Genomic DNA, 18,905 nt, shown 5'->3' with positions numbered 1-18,905 from the left:
TCGGAGGTCATTTTCTCTTATGCTTCGGGCGCAGGGTTCGACCCGGAGGCATTGAAATTTCCACCACGCTCGCGCATGAACCGGTCGAATTCCTCCCGGTCGCGCGCCCTGCGCAGCTCATCGGTATAGCGGTCGAATTCGGCGCGCATCTCGTCAAGCTTGCGGCGCTCGGCCTCGATCCGGTCCATCTCGCTGCGGCGCCATTCATCGAAAGCGGCATTGCCGGTCGAATGCATGGTCGTGTCCGCATTGCGCATGTTGCGCCTGCAGGATCCGAAAGCCCGTTCGGCAGAGCGTTTCCATTCGCCCTTCGTCATGTTCAGCCGGTCGCCCCAGATGATGTATGCAAGCATGACCAGGCCCAGCGGCCAGAAGACGACAAAGCCGATCACCATCAGGGCAATCGTAAGTGGCGTCCACGCCGGACGCAGCAATGCGGTCTCGTTCATCTCAAGTTTTCCTCGCTTTGTTACGGCATAAAATCTGCCGACAGAAGCTATATGGAAATGCTCTTTATTGGGTTCAAGACTTGTTCTTTCGATTGTCAGTATTGTTTCCAAACAAGGCGAAAATGCGCCGATGCCGAATTTCGGCTCGGGGTATGGGCGACCCGGGTTTCTCAGCTGCGGCGTTTGGCGAGCGCGCTGGCGAGCCGATCCCGGTCGACGCCGTCCATCCGGAAGGTCTGTATCTTGTGGGCGTCGATGCCGAAGCGGGAAAGATCGGCCTCGAGCTCGGCCAAGTCGGCGGCCGTGAGGAGTTCGGGATGCACGGTGGTGCGGATCTCGTAGTCGATTCCGCTTGAAAGAACGTGCTCCAGGCTCCGGAACGCGCGTTCGCCGCTTTTCGGCGCGTCGGTCATCCGGTCATAGTCGCGGCGCGAAGCCTTGATGTCGAGGCCGATCCAGTCGGCATGGGGCAGGGCATGTTTCAACCGCCCGGGATAAGGGCCTGCAGAGTGCAAGCCGACGCAGAAGCCCATTTCGCGCACGGTCGTCATGGCCGGAACGAGTGCTTTCTGCAGCGTCGGCTCGCCGCCGGAAAAGACGACGCCATCCAGCAGCCCGCGCCGTGTTTCGAGAAATTCGAGAATGTCGGCAAAGCGGTATCCGGTTTCGGCCGAGGCATCGATAAGCGCGGGATTGTGGCAATAGGGGCACCGCCACGGGCACCCCTGCAGGAACAGCGTGGCCACGATCTTGCCCGGCCAGTCGCAAAGGGAAAAGGGCTCGAAGCCGCCGATGCGCAGGTCATGTGCACCGCCGCCTGCCTCTTTTTGATCTCCCCACTTGAGGGGGAGATGCCCCGAACGGGGCAGAGGGGGGTGAGCCATTTCGACAGGTTCAGCGTCAGCGGATATTCTGCATACCCCCCTCTGTCGCTGCCGCGACATCTCCCCCTCAAGGGGGGAGATTGAACGGTGCCTCTCCGCTTGCGCCTCGTTACGCCCGGTCACCGCGCATTTCCCGGAAATAGCGGCGCTCGGCGAATTCGCCTTTCTTGCCGCGGTTGAAGGAGGAGACCGGGCGGTGATAGCCCATCACCCGCGTCCAGATCTCGCAGGGTTGGCGTTCGTCATCGCAAAGCGTGATCTCGGTTTCGGCGACGATGTCTTTCTCAATCACGGACATGGTTTTTCCTTTCATTCGGCGGCCATCAGCGTGGCGCGTTTTTTCGACAGACGTTCGGCATCGCATTGCGGGCAGAACTGGTGCTCGCCCTCCAGATAGCCATGGGTCGGGCAGATGGAGAATGTCGGGGTGACGGTGATGTAGGGCAGGCGGAAATTTGTCAGCGCGCGCTTGACCAGCGCCTTGCAGGCCTCGCCGGAGGAGATGCGGCTGCCCATGTAGAGGTGCAGCACCGTGCCGCCGGTATATTTCTTCTGCAGCGCCTCCTGGCGGGAGAGAGCCTCGAAAGGATCTTCGGTGAAGCCGACGGGCAGCTGGCTCGAATTGGTATAATAGGCGTTTTCCGGCGTGCCCGCCTGGATGATGCCGGGGAAGCGTTTGGCATCCTCGCGGGCGAAGCGGTGGGCCGTGCCTTCCGCCGGCGTGGCTTCGAGATTGTAGAGATGGCCGGTCTCCTCCTGGAAGGAGACGATCTTTTCGCGCACATGATCGAGAACTGTCAGTGCGAAATCATGGCCCCATTCGGTGGTGATATCCTCGCGGTCGCCGGTGAAATTGCGGATCATCTCGTTGACGCCGTTGACACCGAGCGTGGAGAAATGATTGCGCAGCGTGCCGAGATAGCGCTTGGTATAGGGGAACAGTCCCTCGTCGATCAGCCGCTGGATCACCTTGCGCTTGATTTCGAGGCTGTCGCGGCCAAGCTCGAGCAATTCGTCGAGGCGGGCCAGAAGTCCGGCCTCGTCGCCCTTGTGGGAAAAGCCGAGGCGGGCGCAGTTGATGGTGACGACGCCGAGCGAGCCGGTCTGTTCGGCCGAGCCGAAAAGCCCGTTGCCGCGCTTCAGAAGCTCCGTCAGGTCAAGCTGCAGCCGGCAACACATGGAGCGCACCATGTTGGGCGAAAGGTCGGAGTTCAGGAAATTCTGGAAATAGGGCAGGCCGTATTTGGCCGTCATCTCGAAGAGCCGTGTGGCGTTTTCGCTTTCCCAGGGGAAATCGGGCGTGATGTTGTAGGTCGGGATCGGGAAGGTGAACACCCGGCCCTTGGCATCGCCCTTGGTCATGATCTCCATATAGGCGCGGTTGATCATGTCCATCTCGACCTGCAGCTCGCCATAGGCGAACGGCATTTCCTCACCGCCGATGATCGGGCGCTGTTCCTTCAGGTCGTCCGGGCAGACCCAGTCGAAGGTGAGGTTGGTAAAGGGCGTCTGCGTGCCCCAGCGCGAGGGGACGTTCAGATTGTAGATCAGCTCCTGGATCGACTGCAGCACGTCTTCATAGGAGAGGCCGTCCTTGCGGATGAAGGGGGCCATATAGGTGTCGAAGGAGGAAAACGCCTGGGCGCCGGCCCATTCGTTCTGCAGCGTGCCGAGGAAATTGACGATCTGGCCGACGGCCGACGACATGTGTTTCGGCGGATCGGCCTCGACCTTGCCCGGCACGCCGTTCAGCCCTTCGGTGATCAGGGTGCGAAGCGACCAGCCGGCGCAATAGCCCGACAGCATGTCGAGATCGTGGATATGCAGGTCGCCGGCGCGGTGGGCCTCGCCGATCTGCGGATCATAGACATGGGAGAGCCAGTAATTGGCGACGACCTTGCCGGAGACGTTGAGGATCAGCCCGCCCAGCGAATAGCCCTGATTGGCATTGGCATTGACGCGCCAGTCGGAGCGGTCGAGATATTCGTCGATCGACGAAATCACATCGACGGCGACCTTGCCGGTTTCACGCAGCTTGGCGTGTTTTTCGCGGTAGACGATATAGGCGCGGGCGGTCTCGAAGAAGTTTGCCGAAATCAGCGCCTGCTCGACGATGTCCTGAATGCGCTCGATTTCGATCGCATCGTCAAGCGCGCTGTGGCTGATGACCTTGACCACCTGGTCTGTGAGCCTGCGCGCCTCGCCGGGTCCGAATGCGCCGGTCGCCTCGCCCGCCTTTTCGATCGCGCGCTCGATCTTTTCCGCCGAAAACGCGACCCGCGCGCCGTTTCGTTTGACGACGAAGGATGGCAGTCTTTCCTCTGCTCCAGCGGACAGTTTTTCCAACGCGGCAGGCGCTTCCGGCATGATGGCTTCCCCTCGGTTCGAGATCATGGCCGCACCGTATATGGTATGTCTTATCAATACCGCATCAAGATATGGTGGTTTCGGCCAAGACCATCGATGAACCGATTCGCGCCTTCACGCCTTGCAGATCGTCAGGTGGGATCGATTTTCGACGGGGAAATTTCGGTCTGCCGCTCCGGCGCCGGAGGACTAACGCGCACCGCTGGAATCCCTGACGGTCATCGTTACCGGCGAGAACGCTTTCTCCGGCGGGCGCTCGCCGGTCTCGAGCCATGTCAGCATGGTGGCGGCGGCGCTGCGGCCAAAGGCGCCGATGTCGCAGTGGACGGAGGAGAGCTTGGGATAGGCCAGCGCGCATTCCTCGATGTCGTCAAAGCCGACCAGGGCGATGTCGCGACCGACAATGACGCCGGTTTCAGCAAAGCCCGCCAGCATGCCGAGCGCCACAAGGTCGTTGAAGCAGAGCACGGCGTCGAGTCTGCGGCGATCCTGCGACAGCTTCAGCGCCGCATCGCGGCCGAAGGCGCGCGTCGGGCGTCCGAGCAGGGTAAAGGGTTCGGCGCCGGTCTCGGCGATCACCGCGCGGTAGCCGGCCATGCGCTCGTGGGTGACGGCCCTGTCCGGCAGGCCGCCGACGAAGGCGATGTTCCTCGCGCCGGTTTCAATGAGATGGCGGGCGGCGGCAAGGCTTCCGGCCTCGTAATCGAGCGAGGCGAAGGGAAAGCGGGTGGTGTCGGCATTGGCCATGCGCAGCACCTGCAATGCCGGGATGCCGGCGCGTGCGATCCGCTCGAACACCGCGCCGTCATCACCATAGGCCGGCGACATGATCAGCGCCGAAACGCCGTGCTCCACCATGGAGGCGATCACTTGATCCTGTATCGCGGTGTCCTCGTCGGTGTTGGCGATCACGGTGGCAAAGCCGTGTTCGGCAAAGGCCATCTGGGCGCTCGCCGCGAATTCGGCGAAGAAGGGGTTTCTGAGATCGTTGATGACGAGCCCGATCAGCCCGGCCTCCGCGCCGCGCAGGTTTGCCGCCGCGCGGTTATAGACATAGTTCAGCGCCTGCATCGATTGTTCGACGCGCTTGCGGGTCTCCTGCTTCACCAGCGGCGAATTCTGCAGCACGAGCGAAACCGTCGACTTGGAAAGCCCTGCATGGCGGGCCACATCGATGATCGTCGGTCGTTTCGCCATGTCCGGCCTTTCCGTGTGCTTCGTCGTGCCCTTCGTCCTCTGGATGACAAGCAGGCACCCCACCATCTCCCCCCTTGAGGGGGAGATGCCCCGACAGGGGCAGAGGGGGGTGATCTGCTTCCGAGACACCGGACGTGTGGCTTATGCCCAGACCCCTCTCTGTCGCTTTCGCGACATCTCCCCTCAAGGGGGGAGATTGATGGCGGCAAGGCTTTCCGTTTGGCGAGTCTATGCCAGATGGGTGAATCATTCATCTCTATAACGTCCAAGGCCGCCGGTTTTCCGCCGCAAGCCCTCAAAGCCGGTATTCGCGCGCAATCATGTCGGCGGCCTTTTCGCCGATCATGATCGCCGCCGCGTTTGTGTTCGACGAAATCAGCGTCGGCATGATCGAGGCGTCGACGACGCGCAGGCCGGCAAGGCCGTTGAACTTCAGCTCCGGGTCGACAACGGCGCGATCGTCATTGCCCATGCGGCAGGTGCCGGCGGGGTGGTGATCGGTCTTGGCGTGACGGCAGGCATAGTTGAAATAATCCTCGTCCGTCTTCACCTCCGGGCCGGGAATCATCTCGCGCTTGATGAAGGGGGCAAGCGCCTTCTGATGCATGATCTCCTGCGCCAGTTTCAGCCCGCGGATCGACATTTCGCGGTCATGCGGGTCGGCCCAGTAGTTCGGGTCGATCAGCGGCGCATCGGAAGGATTGGCCGATTTCAGCCGCACGCTGCCGCGCGAACGGGGCCTGAGATAGGCCGAATTCAGCGTCACGCCCGGGTTCCTCATCTTCTCCACGCCCGCCTCGATGCCGGAGCCGAGGCCCAGATGAAACTGGATATCGGGCGAGCGCGCGCCCTCTTCCGCGTACCAGAAGCCGCCGGTCTCAAACAGGCTTGAGGCGACGGGGCCCTTGCGGGTCAAAAGATATTGCAGGCCGGCCACCGCCGACCACAAGGGCTCGGCATATTTGTCATAGGTGAAGTCGCCCGCGCATTCGAGAATGGTGAAGAGGTCGAGGTGATCCTGCAGGTTGGCGCCAACGCCCGGATGGTCGAACACCGCCTCGATGCCGAGATCGCCGAGAGGGTCCTTCGGGCCGATGCCGGAGAGCATCAGAAGCCGCGGAGAGCCGATGGCCCCCGAAGACAGCAGCACCTCGCGCGTGGCGGTGATCGCCTCGCCGCTCGCCGTTTCCACGCCGGTCACCCTGCCGTTTTCTACGCGCAGGCGACGCGTCTCGACCCCGGTGCGGATGGTGAGGTTCCTGCGCTTGCGCGCCGTTGCGAGATAGGCCCTGGACGCGGAGGAACGGCGGGCGTGCTTCTGGGTCAGCTGGTAATAGCCGACGCCGTCCTGTTTTTCGCCTGTCATGTCTTCGTTGAAGGGAATGCCGAGCTCGCCGGCCGCCTTGAAATAGGCCTCGCAGATCGGCAGCGGCGCGGCCGGTTTTGAAACGCCGAGCGGACCGCCCTTGCCGTGGTACTCATTGTCGTAGGTGTCGTTGTCTTCAGCCTTCCTGAAGAAGGGCAACACATCGTCATAGCCCCAGCCGGTGCAGCCCATCTGCCGCCACTCGTCATAATCGAGGCGGTTGCCGCGCGTGTAGATCTGCGCATTGATCGACGAGCCGCCGCCGATCACCTTGGCCTGGGTGTAGCGGATCGACATGCCGTTCATGTGTTTTTGCGGTACGGTGTGCCAGCCCCAGCTGCCGATGCCCTTGGTCATCTTCGCAAAGCCGGCAGGCAGCGTATAGAACGGGTGGCTGTCGCGTGAACCGGCTTCCAGCAACAGAACGTTGACTTCCGGGTTTTCCGAAAGCCGCGCCGCCAGCACGCAACCGGCCGAACCGCCGCCGACAATGATGAAATCATAGGCCATGTATTTCCTCCCGAAGGCCTTCTAGCATGAGATTAGGAACGTTCCAAATAGAATTTTGTCGCTTCCCCCGTAATCGCCTCCCCGGATGAACGACAGCCTCACGGAAGCCCCCAACAATCTCCCCCTCAAAGGGGGAAAGATAGATGGTCGCTGGGCCACCCTCAAAGCCGCGCGATCGACAACCCGCCATCGGCGGCGATCACCGTGCCGGTGGCAAAGGCGAAGCGGCCTTCGGCGAGCGGCAACACGGCCGCGCCGATATCTTCCGGCGTGCCCCAGCGGGCAGCGGGCACAAGACCGTCCTTGATGCGGGCGGTGTATTTGTCCCTCACCCCTTCCGTCATGCCGGTCTCGATGATTCCGGGGCGGACGTCGAAGACGGAAATGCCGTCGGCTGCCAGGCGCGCGGCGAAAAGCTGCGCCATCATCGCCGCGCCCGCCTTGGAGATGCAGTATTCGGCGCGCTCCACCGAAACCATGTCGGCGCTGACGGAGGTGATGAAGATGATGGAGCGGGGCGTTTCCGCCGCTCGCGCCGTCATGCGACGGGCCGTTTCCTGCGCCAGAAAGAAGGCGCCGCGCAGATTGACCGACAGGACGAAATCGAAGTTCCCCGGCTTGAGGTCGAGCATATCGCCCCTGACCGGCGCGCCGACGCCGGCATTGGAAACCAGCGTCGTCACCGGTCCCATCGTCGCCTCGACGTCATCGAGAAGCGCGCCAACCCGGCCGACATCGCGCATGTCATGGCGGAAATAGCGGGCATTGCCGCCGAGCTTTTCGAGCGCCGCCGTCACCGCAGGCGCATCCGGCCCCGCCTCGGCTGCGATCGCGATCCTGAACCCCGCTGCGACAAGCGCCGACGCGATGCCAAGGCCGATGCCCTGCTGGCCGCCCGTGACCAGCGCAACCCTGCCGCTCATGCGCCAAGCTCCTTCCTCATCGCATCCGCCGCCTTCATCGCAAGCGCCGCGACCGTCAGCGCCGGATTGACGGCGGCGGAGGTCGGCAGGGCCGAGGCATCGGTGACGAACAGGTTTTCGTGGTCGAAGCTGCGGCAATCCGGATCGAGCACCGCCGTTTTTGGGTCGCTGCCGATCCGCGCTGTGCCGCATTGATGCGAGGGCACGCGGCCATCGAAAAGCCGCGAAAGCACAATCGGAAAGCCAGCGGCCTTCAGCGTCTTTTTTGTCCGGGCCACGAGCTTGTGATGCGCGGCCATATTGGAACGACGCCAGAGGAGTTGGATGTCATCGCCCGAAACAACGACCCGGCTTTCAGGATCCGGCAGATCCTCCGATATGGCGTAAAGATCGACGGCATGGCGCGAGACGTGGCGGCAGGCCGCCATCGGCAGGGAGGGCACATTGGCCTTCAGGATTTTCGGCACCACCCGGCCCAGAAGCTGGACATTGCCGAGCGGAGGGCCGTTATGCCCGTCGCTCAAATACCAGTCATTGATGCCGAAGGTCTTCTGGTAGATGCTGTCATTCACAAAGCGCGGATCATAGGCGATCAGCGCCGAGGCATTGTGGTTCATGAAATTGCGGCCGACCTGATCGGAGGAATTGGCGAGCCCGCTCTTCAGCAGCAGGGCCGCGCTCTGCACCGCGCCCGCCGCAAGGGCAACGAAGCGCGGGGTGAGCATCATAGTTTCGCCGTTCCTGTGATAGGTGACGCTGGCAATGCGGCGGCCGTCGGGTTCGGTCTCGAGCCCGGTGACGCGCGCGCCGGTGACGAGCGTCACATTGTCATGAGACAATGCCGCCGAAAGCCCGCAGGTTTCCGCATCCATCTTGCCCGAGCGAATGTCGGGATAACCATCCCAGCCATCTGCCCCATGGGAAAGCCAGGTGTCGATGTCGACGCCGAGCGGCAGGGCGAAGGGGCGAACGCCTGCTTTCCCAAGCCTTTTGCGCACGGCGGCGATTGCCGGCTCGTCCGGAACCGGCGGAAAGGGATAGGGTCCGTCATGGGCGGGCTCGGTGGCGTCGCTTGTCACATCGCCGCGCACCCGGTAGAGATTTTCCGCCGCCGTATAATAGGGGGCAAGTGTTTCATAGGAGAAAGGCCATGCGGGCGAGATGCCGCCCTCATGCTCCATTGCCTGGAAATCCTGCCTGCGGTAGCGCAGCAGCACCGCGCCGTAGAATTTCGAATTGCCGCCGACATTGTAGTAATTGCCGGGCGAGAACCGCTTGCCTTGCCCGTCGAGCCAGGTCTCGCCGGAGCGGAAGGCGCTGTTCTTGTAGATGCGGTCGGGGTCGCGCGCCGGCGCGTCGTCGGGGATCTGTTCGCCGCGCTCCAGAATGACGATCTCGGCGCCGGTGGGGGCGAGGCTAGCGGCAAGCGTCGCGCCCCCCATGCCCGAGCCAATGATGACCACGTCGGGTGACCGGTTCATGACCTATCCGATACGCTGTTCGGTTTCCGGATCGAAGGCGACCGCCTTTTCCATGTTGACGGCGAAGGGGAAGCTATCGCCCGGCTTCGCCTCGACATCGGCGCGGAACCGGGCGGTTACCTCCTTGCCGCCAAGCTGGGTGACGACGAAAAGGTCGGAGCCCGCCGGCTCGGTCACTTCAATTCTGGCATTGATCGTGTGGACGGCATTGGAGGAACGGTCGGCGCCGAGTTCATCGGTGACGGCTTCCGGGCGCACGCCTAAAATGATGTCACGGCCTTCATGCGCGGCCATGGCGATGCCGGGGAAGGGCAAATGCGCCGTGCCTCCATCTGCAAGCGCGAATTCGGCCGCAGCCGTTCCGTCCTTGACGACGATCTTCGCCGGAAACAGGTTCATCGACGGCGAGCCCATGAAACCCGCGACGAACATGTTGGCCGGATTGTCGTAGATCTCCTTCGGCGTGCCGAGTTGCTGCACATGGCCGCCGAACATCACCGCTATGCGGGTCGAGAGCGTCAGCGCCTCGATCTGGTCATGGGTGACGTAGACGATCGTGGTGCCGAGCTTCTGGTGCAGCTTCTTGATCTCGGTGCGCATGTCGACGCGGAGTTTTGCATCGAGGTTCGACAGCGGCTCGTCGAACAGAAACACGTCCGGATTGCGCACAAGGGCGCGGCCCATGGCGACGCGCTGGCGTTGCCCGCCGGAAAGCTGGCCGGGCTTGCGCTTCAGGAGATGCTTGATCTGCAGGAGGTCGGCCACCTGATCGATCGCCTTGTCGCGCTCGGCCTTGGGCACCCCGTGCATTTCCAGCCCGAAGGAAATGTTCTCGCCGACATTCATGTTCGGATAGAGTGCATAGGACTGGAACACCATGGCGATGTTGCGGTCTGCAGGCCTGACGCCGTTCATTGACCGACCGTTGATGGAGATATCGCCGCTGGAGGTCGGCTCCAGCCCGGCAATCATGTTGAGAAGCGTGGACTTGCCGCAGCCGGACGGGCCGACGAGCACCAGGAACTCGCCTTCTTCCACGGCGATATTCGTCTCGTGCAGCACCGTTAACGCGCCAAAACTCTTGGTGACGTGATCGATCTTGAGAAAACCCATGCTTTTACCCTTTCACGCTGCCGGCCATCAGGCCGCGCACGAAGTAGCGACCGGCGACGATGTAGACGAGAAGCGTCGGCAGCGCCGCCATGATCGCGCCGGCGAAGTGGACATTGTATTCCTTCACGCCGGTGGAGGACTGGACGAGATTGTTGAGCGCCACCGTCATCGGTTGGCTGTTGAAGTCGGAGAAGGACGCCCCGAACAGGAAGTCGTTCCAGATATTGGTGAACTGCCAGATGATGCAGACCACCGCGATCGGCCCGGACGAGGGCAGCATGATGCGGCGGAAGATGGTGAAGAACCCGGCCCCGTCGATCTGCGCCGCGCGCACCAGTTCGTCAGGAAACTGTGCGTAGTAATTGCGGAAATAAAGCGTCGAGAAACCGATGCCATAGACCAGATGCACGAAAATCAGCCCCGGCACGGAACCGGCAATCCCCATGATGCCGAGAATGCGCGCCATCGGGATCAGCACGATCTGGAAGGGAATGAAGCAGGCAAACAGCAGCAGGCCGAAGATGATCTTGTGGCCGCGGAACTGCCATTTGGTCAGCACATAGCCGTTGAGCGCGCCGAGCACGGTGGAGATCGCGACTGCCGGCACCACCATCTGGATCGAGTTCATGAAATAGGGCTTGAGGCCGGTGGCCTGCACGCCGATCTGCGCCGTCGACCATGCGCTTTTCCATGGCTCGATGGTCCAGGCATCCGGCAGGTTCATCATCCCGCCCGCCTGGATTTCGCGGAGCGGCTTGAGCGAGTTCACCACCATCACGTAAAGCGGCAGCAGGTAATAGAGGCAGAAGATCAGCAGGATCGTGTAGATGACGAAGCGCGCGCCGCGCCCCGTCGAGACGACCTGGGTGGAAGCATTCGAGCTCATTGGTGCTTCTCCCTCAGTTCCGACCACAGGTAGGGCACCATGATCGCGGCGATCGACATCAGCATGATCACCGCCGAGGTAGCGCCGATCCCCATCTGGTTGCGGGTGAATGTGTAGGAATACATGAAGGTTGCCGGAAGCTCGGTGGCGCGGCCCGGGCCGCCGCCAGTCAGGGCGATCACGAGGTCGTAGGATTTGATCGCCATATGGGCGAGCACCACGATGGCCGACATGAAGGCCGGGCGGAGTTGCGGAATGACGATGCGCCGGTAGAGCGAAAAGTTGGAAGCGCCGTCGATCTGGGCGGCCTTCAGCACCTCGTTGTCGATGCCGCGAAGGCCCGCAAGGAACATCGCCATGACGAAACCGGAGGTCTGCCAGACGGCGGCAATGACGATGGTGTAGATCGCCATCTGGTTCGATTTGATCCAGTTGAACTGGAAGCTGGTCCAGCCCCACGAATGCATCACCGCCTCAAGCCCGATGCCGGGATCGAGAAACCATTTCCACGCCGTGCCGGTGACGATGAAGGACAGCGCCATCGGATAGAGGTAGATGGACCGGATAAAGCCTTCGGCGCGGATCTTCTGGTCGAGAAAGATCGCCAGCATCAGGCCTATGAAGCAGCAGAAGGTGATATAGAGCCCGCCGAAGATGACGACGTTCTTGACCGCGATCGTCCAGGCCCTCAGCCGGAAGAGGTTCATATAGTTCTTCCAGCCGACGAGATCATAGCTCGGCAGGATGCGGCTGTCGGTAAACGACAGATAGACGGTAAAGGCGATGAAGCCGTAGACGAAGATCAGCACCATCGCCAGCGATGGACTGAGCACGATTTTCGGCAGGGCGTCACGCAGGAAATCTCCGGCGCTCCCTCGTCTTGCTGCAGACGAAGCCATTCCTATCCTCCGGGTTGGCGGCCCTGCCGCCGGTGTTGTTCTGAAGCGGATTACCGCCAAACAACCTCCCCCCCTTGAGGGGGAGATGTCGCGAAAGCGACAGAGGGGGTATGGGGCTTGCCTCAAGCACCGAACGTGCTGCTGGCGGTTCACCCCCCTCTGCCCTGCCGGGCATCTCCCCCTCAAGGGGGGAGATCGACAAGCGGCAAGTTCAGTTGGCAAGCCAAGCCGGTATTGGAGCGAAGTGCCCTTCAAACCCGCCTCATGGTCTGCGAGCGGAGAGGGCCTTGGCCCTCCCCGAAGTGCGGCGTGTTTACTGCGCGATCTGTACCGCCGTGACCAGTTCCTCGGTCGCGGTCTCGCTGTCATACTCGCCGTTGAACTGGGCGGTGATGACGTCATACATGGCGTTCTTGACGGAGGCCGGGTTGGCATGGCCGTGGGCCATGGAACCGAACAAATTGCCGCTTTCGGAGGCCGCGGCCAGATCGGCCATGCCCTTCTTGCCGCAGGCGTCAAACGCCTCGTCCGAGACATCGGTGCGCGCCGGCACGGAACCCTTGACGACGTTGAAGGCTGACTGGAATTCCGGCGACATGATCGCCTTGGCCAGCGCTGCCTGTTCCGGCGTCGGCTCGTCGCCCTGCTGGAAGAACGCGAACTGGTCGGAGTTGAAGGTCACCTGGTCCTGCGTGCCGGGGAAGCGGAAGCACAGGAAATCCTCGTCCGGCGTCAGCCCGGCCTTCAGGAACTCGCCCTTGGCCCAGTCGCCCATGAACTGGAAGGCGGCCTCGTCGTTGATGACCATGGCCGATGCCAGGTTCCAGTCACGACCGGAGAAATTGTCGTCCACATAGCCGCGGATCACGGTCATGCGGTCGAAGACCTCCTTCATCGTGTCGGAGCCGAGCGCGTCCGGATCGAGATCGATCATAGAGGCCTGGTAGAATTCCGGCCCGCCGGTCGCCATCACCACGGCGTCGAAGATGGTGGCGTCCTGCCAGGCCTGGCCGCCATGGGCGACGGCCGTCTTGCCGGAGGCTTTCACCTTGTCCATCGCGGCGACGAGTTCGTCCCAGGTCTCGGGCTGTTCGATGCCGAGTTCGTCGAGGATCTTCTTGTTGGCCCAGACCCAGTTGGTGGAATGGACGTTGACGGGAGCCGCAACCCATTCTCCCTCATATTTGGAGAATTTCTGCAGCGCCGCAGGAACGACCTCGTCCCAGTTCTCTTCGGCGGCGATGTCGTTCAGGTTGGCGAGCGCGCCTTCGGCGGCCCAGTCGGTGATGTCGAAGCCGAGCATCTGCACCGCGGCCGGCGGGTTGCCGCCGGTGACCCGGGCGCGCAACACGGTCATGGCCTGTTCGCCGCCGCCGCCTGCAACCGGCATGTCCTGCCAGCCAATGCCCTGCTCCTGCAGATTTTCCTTGAGCACGTTCAACGCGGCGGCTTCACCGCCCGCCGTCCACCAGTGCAGGACCTCCACATCCTCGGCCTTCACCGAAGTCGCGGATGCGGACGCCGCCACGATGGCGATCATTGCTGCACTTCTTGCAAAGTTCAAACGCATAGTCTCCTCCTCTTTGCGTTTTGAAACCCCATGGCCGGACTGCCGGCCATGATGGTCATTTCCTCTCCCGCAGGCCGCTTGACGGCGACCGGCGATCTCAGTCGACCCAGGATGCGCGCGTGCGCCCGACGCGCATCGTCACGGTCTTCACCTCCAGGTATTCCTCCAGCCCGTAGCGGCCCAGCTCGCGACCGAGGCCCGATTGCTTGACGCCGCCGAAGGGCAGTTCGGAAAATCCATCCATCCAGGTATTGGTCCACACGGTGCCGGCCTGAACGCGGCGGGCAAAGGCAAGGCAGGTGCTGACATCGTTGCTCCAGACCCCCGCAGACAGCCCGTAGGCGGCGCTGTTGGCGAGCGCGATTGCCTCCTCAATCGTTTTAAACGTCAAGACCGAAAGCACCGGTCCGAAGACCTCCTCCCGTGCGACAGCCATGGCGGAATTGACATTCGTCACGACTGTAGGCGCGTAGAACCGGCCTGACAACCCCGGCACGGCAAGCGCTCCGCCGCCAAGGGGTATCGCCGCGCCGTCGCCTTTGGCGCCTTCGACATAGCTGTCGATCTTGTCGAAATGCGCATCCGAAATGATCGCGCCGACCTTGGTGCGCGGATCGAGCGGGTCGCCGAAGGGCACCTTTTTCGAAAGCGCAACCACTTTTTCGGTCAGCGCCTCGGCGATGTCCTCATGCACGATGATGCGCGAGCCGGAATTGCAGCATTCGCCGGCGTTGAAATAGACGCCGAAGACGATGGCATCGGCCGCCTCGTCGAGATCGCAATCGGGAAAGATCACCTGCGGGTTCTTGCCGCCGAGTTCCAGCGAGACCTTTTTCAGCGTCCCGGCACTGGCCCGGACAATCGCCTTGCCGACGGCGGTGGACCCGGTGAAGGAGACCATGTCGACACTTTCGCTCTCGCACATGGTCGTTCCCACCGGATCGCCATAGCCAAGCACGATGTTGACGACGCCGTCGGGAATGCCGGCCTCCATCAGAAGCTCGCCGAGAATGACGGCCGAGGATGGCGTCAGTTCCGACGGTTTGACGACGGCGGTGCAGCCGGCGGCAAGGGCGAAGGGCAGTTTCTGCGAGACGATCAGGAAAGGGAAGTTCCACGGCGCGATCATCGCCGCAACCCCGACCGGCTCCTTCAGCACCAGGCCGAGCATGTCATCGCCGAGCGAATTGTGGCTGTCGCCGGAAACCGTGCGGGCGAGCGAGGCGGCAAAGCGCCAGATGTCGACTGCGCCCGCGATCTCGTCCTTCGCCTGGGAAATCGGCTTGCCGCTTTCCAGCGTGTCGCGCATGGCGACGCGGTCGAGATCGCGCTCGATGAAAGCGGCGACCTTCAGCAGAATACTGGCCCGTTCCTTGCCGGAAATGCGCGACCAGCGCCCGTCGTCAAAGGCTTTCCGGGCGGCGGCAATTGCCGCTTCCGTTTCCGCAACGCCGCCAAGGGCTGCCGCCGTCACCGTCTGCCCGTGAGCGGGAGATGCGCGCCCAAAGGTCTCGCCGTTTGCGGATGCTTGCCATTTTCCGTTGATCAGGTGGCGGGCGACGAAAACCGGTTCCGGCGCGTGATTGACAGCGGGGATGATGGTAAGATCGGTCATGTCTAGCGGCCCTCAAATGACGGTTTGCGTTTTTCGCGGAAGGCCGAAACGCCCTCGGCCTTGTCGAAGGAGGCGGCGATCATGCCGCTGCCGAGCGTTTCGACCATGGCGGAGCGGTCCTCTCCGGCGCCCGCATGGATCATGTATTTGACGATTTCTGTCGCGTAGGGCGAAGCCGCGAGCGCGGCCTCGGCGATCTCGAAGGCGCAAGCGCGGCAATCCTCGGCAATCTCGGCGGCAAAGCCGAGCGCGGTCGCCCGTTCCGCTCCGATCCGCCTGCCGAAGAGCGCCATCTCCTTGACGACCGGCTCGGGCAGAAGCCGCGCCAGGCGCTGCGTGCCGGACCAGCCAGGGACGATGCCGACCTTGGGTTCAGGCAGCGCGATCGTCGCCTTCGGCGCCATCACCCGGATATCGCAGGCAATGGCAAGCTCGAGACCGCCGCCGAATGTGTGAGCGGAAAGGGCCGCGATCGTCGGTTTGGAAAGCCGCGCCAGCCGGTCGAAACGCCGATGTCCGTCGCGCACCCAGAAACGGGCGAAATCGCCGGGCGACAGATCGCCCCAGGCGTTGATGTCGGCGCCGGCGCAAAAGGCCCGATCGCCTTCGGCCGTCAGGATGACGAAGCGGATCGCCGGATCGGACTCGATTACCGAGAGATGCGCCTCGAGACTGTCGAGCATGTCCGGTGTGAAAGCGTTGAGCTTTGCCGGATTATCCAGTCGAAGCTCGGCGATGGGCCCGTGCGGGATCAGGTGAATGGCGCTCATCGCATGGGCTCCATGGGCTGCGATGCAGATGCTCTGGGCAAAGTCTCTGCAAAACCCGCCCACCGATCTCCCCCCTTGAGGGGGAGATGTCGCGAAAGCGACAGAGGGGGGTATGAGGCAGAGCCGCTTGCTCCGAACGGGCGGAGAGAATTCACCCCCCTCTGCCCCTGTCGGGGCATCTCCCCCTCAAGGGGGGAGATTGTTGGGGCAGGGGTGACGGCAGAATATGCGACGTGGCCTGCAATCATATCTTGAGCCCCATCTTCCGTTCGGACAGCAGCGACAGCGGCATGCCGGTTGCATTCTCGGCGACGGAGACCCGTCCGCCGGAGGCGGCGATGATATCGCGTTCGGGATCGATGCCCGGCATGATCTCGGTGGCGACAAGGCCGTTGTCGCCGATGCGCATGACGCAGCGTTCGGTGACATAGAGCACGTCCTGGCCGTTCTCCCGGGCGCGTTCGCCCGAGAAGGTGACGTGTTCCACGGCCTCGACCATCTTTGAAAACTTGCCCGGCTTTTCGACGAACAGGCCCTCGCTCGTCAGGTTGAGGCCGGCCGCCGCCTCGAAAAGGCCGGCGAAGACGATCTTGCGGGCATTGGCCGTGATGTCGACGAAGCCGCCGCAGCCGGCCGTCAGATAAGGCTTCTTGCCGAGCTTGGAGACATTGACATTGCCCTTGCGGTCCACCTCGAGGAAGGACAGGAAGGTAACGTCGAAGCCGCCGCCCTGAAAGTAAGTGAACTGGTTGGGCGAGGGCATGAAGGCGTCGGCGTTCGACGCGCAGCCGAAGGCGAAGCCGGTCAGCGGCATGCCGCCGACAGCGCCCTGCTCGATTGCCCATGTGACATCGCCCGCATGGCCTTCCTCCAGCAGGATGCGCGGCACCAGCGCGCAGATTCCAAAGCCGAGATTGGCGGCCTGGCCGGATGCAAGCTCCATCGCGGCGCGGCGCGCGATCACTTTTTCGACGCCGTATTCGGCAAGCTCGAAATCGGCCAGCGGATGAATGATCTCGCCGGAAATCGCCGGATCGTAAAGCGTTTCGGTGGTCTGATACTGGCCGGGATCGACCACGATGCAATCCACCAGATGCCCGGGAACGCGCACATCATGCGGGCGCAGCGAACCGGCGGCCGTCACCCGCTTGACCTGGGCGATGACGAGGCCGCGATTGTTGCGCGCGGCGATCGCCTGGTCGAGACCGCCGAGATAGGCGCCCTCGTGCTCATAGGTAAGATTCCCGTGCTCATCGGCCGTCGTCGCCCTGAGGATCGTCACGTCCGGGGCGAAATTGTCGAAATGCAGCCAGGTGTCGCCGGCAAAATCGACGCGCTTGACGATCGGGGCCGCCTCAGCCTTCTCGTTCATGGCGCAGCCCTGGCGTTCAGGGTCAACAAATGTGTCGATGCCGACCTGGGTGAGCACGCCCGGGCGCTTTGCCGCCACATCGCGGTGCATGTCGAACAGGACGCCGGAGGGCACGTTATAGGCCGCGACCCGGTTTTCGACGATCATCTTCCAGATTTCGGGCATCGGCAGCGATGAGGCGCCGCTCGGATAGGAGCCGGCGATCACCCGGTCCAGGAGACCGTCGCGTGCGATATGGTCTATGCCCTTGATGCCGTACATGTCGCCGGCGGCAATCGGGTGCAGCGTGGTGAGCCGCCGGGGACGGCCGGTTGCCTCGAAACGCGCGCCGAGCGCTTCCAGCACCTTGTCCGGGCAACCGAGACCGGAGGAAGACGAGACCGAAACCACGGCATTGTCTGCGATCCGGCTGACGGCGGCTTCCGCGCTGACGACCTTGCTCTTCATCACTCAATATCCTTTGTAGTCCACATCGACGGCCCGACCCTCGCGCGCCGATCGGGCAACGGCCAGCGCAACCGCGAGCGATTTCAGCCCGTCGACGCCGTCGGCGGCGGGCCGGCCGCGACCGGCGATGGCCTGGCTGAAGGCCTTCAGGCCGTAACTGTAGAGGTCATGGCGATCGTAGTTGAGCTGGAGCGCGCCGTCCCTGTCGGTCATCGTGACCGTGCCGGTCGGTCGCTGGGTCATGACGCCCTGGGCAAAAAGCGAACCCTCCGTGCCGTGAATCTCGATGCCGGAACCGGCATAGGGGTGGGTGAAGCTTTCATGGCTCTGCACCATGATGCCCGAAGGCATGGTCCAGACCGACATGACGCTGTCTTCCACGCCCCGGCCGAGGCCGGAGGAGACTGCCTGGGCGACAACGGTCTTCGGGTCTTCGCCGAGGTGAAAGCGCACCGTATCCGCGTCATGGACGGTGATGTCTGCGATGACGCCGCCGCCCGCCGCCGCGTTGTCGATGCGCCAGCCGCGCAGATGCTCCGGCAGGCTGACGGCATGGAACACCCGCATCGACAGGACGCGGCCGAGGCGGCCCCGTGCAATCATCTGGCGAATGGCAAGATGAGCGCCGGAGCAGCGCAGATGATGATTGGTGGCAAACACGAGGCCAGCGCCTTTCGCTGCCTCGACCATCATCGCTGCGTCATCGACACTGAGCGCCAGCGGCTTTTCGCACAGCACATGCTTGCCGGCGGCAAAGGCGGCCATGGCTTGCGATACGTGCTTCTCGTTGGTGGTGGAGATGTAGACCGCGGAGATCCCGGGGTGTTCCAGAAGCGCCTCGAGATCGGAAAAGGCATGCGGGATGCCGTTGCGGGTCGCAAAATCCTGACCGCGCGCGGCGTTTGAGGACAAGACCGCCTCGACCGTGTGGCCCGACTGCGCCCGGATTGCGCCGATCATGTGCTCTGACGCGATCGTGCTGGCGCCGATGAGACCCCATTTCATACCATCTCCTCCCGATTTGGTACGTTCAAAATTCTGATCTGATGTTTAGGG

Annotated in this window: 16 protein-coding genes; all 16 read right to left on the bottom strand. The window is 62.9% G+C overall.

Features of this window, described 5'->3' with window-relative positions:
- Positions 1–17: 17 nt before the first annotated feature.
- A complete protein-coding gene (locus tag AZF01_RS19900) occupies positions 18–449 on the bottom strand; it encodes a DUF2852 domain-containing protein (protein WP_061449829.1) in 432 nt (143 codons plus the stop codon).
- 170 nt (positions 450–619) lie between these two features.
- Entirely contained in the window at positions 620–1,393 is a 774-nt protein-coding gene (locus AZF01_RS19895) for an anaerobic ribonucleoside-triphosphate reductase activating protein (RefSeq protein ID WP_245308950.1), read from the bottom strand.
- Between the two features lie 49 nt (positions 1,394–1,442).
- Entirely contained in the window at positions 1,443–1,631 is a 189-nt protein-coding gene (gene nrdD, locus AZF01_RS24650) for an anaerobic ribonucleoside-triphosphate reductase (protein WP_061449899.1), read from the bottom strand.
- Between the two features lie 11 nt (positions 1,632–1,642).
- Entirely contained in the window at positions 1,643–3,700 is a 2,058-nt protein-coding gene (locus AZF01_RS19885) for a ribonucleoside triphosphate reductase (RefSeq protein WP_061449898.1), read from the bottom strand.
- 189 nt (positions 3,701–3,889) lie between these two features.
- Positions 3,890–4,897 (bottom strand): LacI family DNA-binding transcriptional regulator, encoded by a 1,008-nt coding sequence (locus AZF01_RS19880; RefSeq protein ID WP_061449897.1) that lies wholly within the window; start codon positions 4,895–4,897, stop codon positions 3,890–3,892.
- Positions 4,898–5,192: 295 nt separating this feature from the next.
- Positions 5,193–6,773, bottom strand: coding sequence for a GMC family oxidoreductase (locus tag AZF01_RS19875; RefSeq protein ID WP_024709735.1), 1,581 nt, complete (start codon positions 6,771–6,773; stop codon positions 5,193–5,195).
- Positions 6,774–6,934: 161 nt separating this feature from the next.
- Positions 6,935–7,696, bottom strand: a complete 762-nt coding sequence (locus AZF01_RS19870; RefSeq protein ID WP_024709734.1) for a 3-ketoacyl-ACP reductase — start codon at positions 7,694–7,696, stop codon at positions 6,935–6,937.
- Complete coding sequence (locus tag AZF01_RS19865) at positions 7,693–9,177, bottom strand: GMC oxidoreductase (protein ID WP_024709733.1); 1,485 nt, start codon at positions 9,175–9,177, stop codon at positions 7,693–7,695. The genes AZF01_RS19870 and AZF01_RS19865 overlap by 4 nt, the downstream gene beginning before the upstream one ends.
- Before the next feature lie 3 nt (positions 9,178–9,180).
- Positions 9,181–10,290: an ABC transporter ATP-binding protein gene (locus AZF01_RS19860; RefSeq protein ID WP_024709732.1), complete on the bottom strand. Its 1,110-nt coding sequence runs from the start codon at positions 10,288–10,290 to the stop codon at positions 9,181–9,183.
- A gap of 4 nt (positions 10,291–10,294) precedes the next feature.
- A complete protein-coding gene (locus tag AZF01_RS19855; protein ID WP_024709731.1) occupies positions 10,295–11,176 on the bottom strand; it encodes a carbohydrate ABC transporter permease in 882 nt (293 codons plus the stop codon).
- Positions 11,173–12,075 carry a carbohydrate ABC transporter permease gene (locus AZF01_RS19850; RefSeq protein ID WP_024709730.1) on the bottom strand — a complete coding sequence of 301 codons (903 nt, stop codon included), beginning with the start codon at positions 12,073–12,075 and terminating at the stop codon, positions 11,173–11,175. Before AZF01_RS19850 ends, AZF01_RS19855 begins: the two co-directional genes overlap by 4 nt.
- Positions 12,076–12,388: 313 nt before the next feature.
- Positions 12,389–13,645: an ABC transporter substrate-binding protein gene (locus tag AZF01_RS19845; protein ID WP_024709729.1), complete on the bottom strand. Its 1,257-nt coding sequence runs from the start codon at positions 13,643–13,645 to the stop codon at positions 12,389–12,391.
- Between the two features lie 97 nt (positions 13,646–13,742).
- A complete protein-coding gene (locus AZF01_RS19840; RefSeq protein ID WP_024709728.1) occupies positions 13,743–15,260 on the bottom strand; it encodes an aldehyde dehydrogenase family protein in 1,518 nt (505 codons plus the stop codon).
- 2 nt (positions 15,261–15,262) lie between these two features.
- On the bottom strand, positions 15,263–16,030 hold the full coding sequence (locus AZF01_RS19835) for an enoyl-CoA hydratase/isomerase family protein (RefSeq protein WP_024709727.1): 768 nt from the start codon (positions 16,028–16,030) through the stop codon (positions 15,263–15,265).
- Positions 16,031–16,274: 244 nt separating this feature from the next.
- Positions 16,275–17,849: an acyl CoA:acetate/3-ketoacid CoA transferase gene (locus AZF01_RS19830; RefSeq protein WP_024709726.1), complete on the bottom strand. Its 1,575-nt coding sequence runs from the start codon at positions 17,847–17,849 to the stop codon at positions 16,275–16,277.
- 3 nt (positions 17,850–17,852) lie between these two features.
- Positions 17,853–18,854: a Gfo/Idh/MocA family protein gene (locus AZF01_RS19825; RefSeq protein ID WP_024709725.1), complete on the bottom strand. Its 1,002-nt coding sequence runs from the start codon at positions 18,852–18,854 to the stop codon at positions 17,853–17,855.
- Positions 18,855–18,905 lie beyond the last annotated feature (51 nt).

The organism is Martelella sp. AD-3, assembly GCF_001578105.1.
GTDB lineage: Bacteria > Pseudomonadota > Alphaproteobacteria > Rhizobiales > Rhizobiaceae > Martelella.
This window is presented reverse-complemented; position numbering and strand designations above follow the sequence as displayed.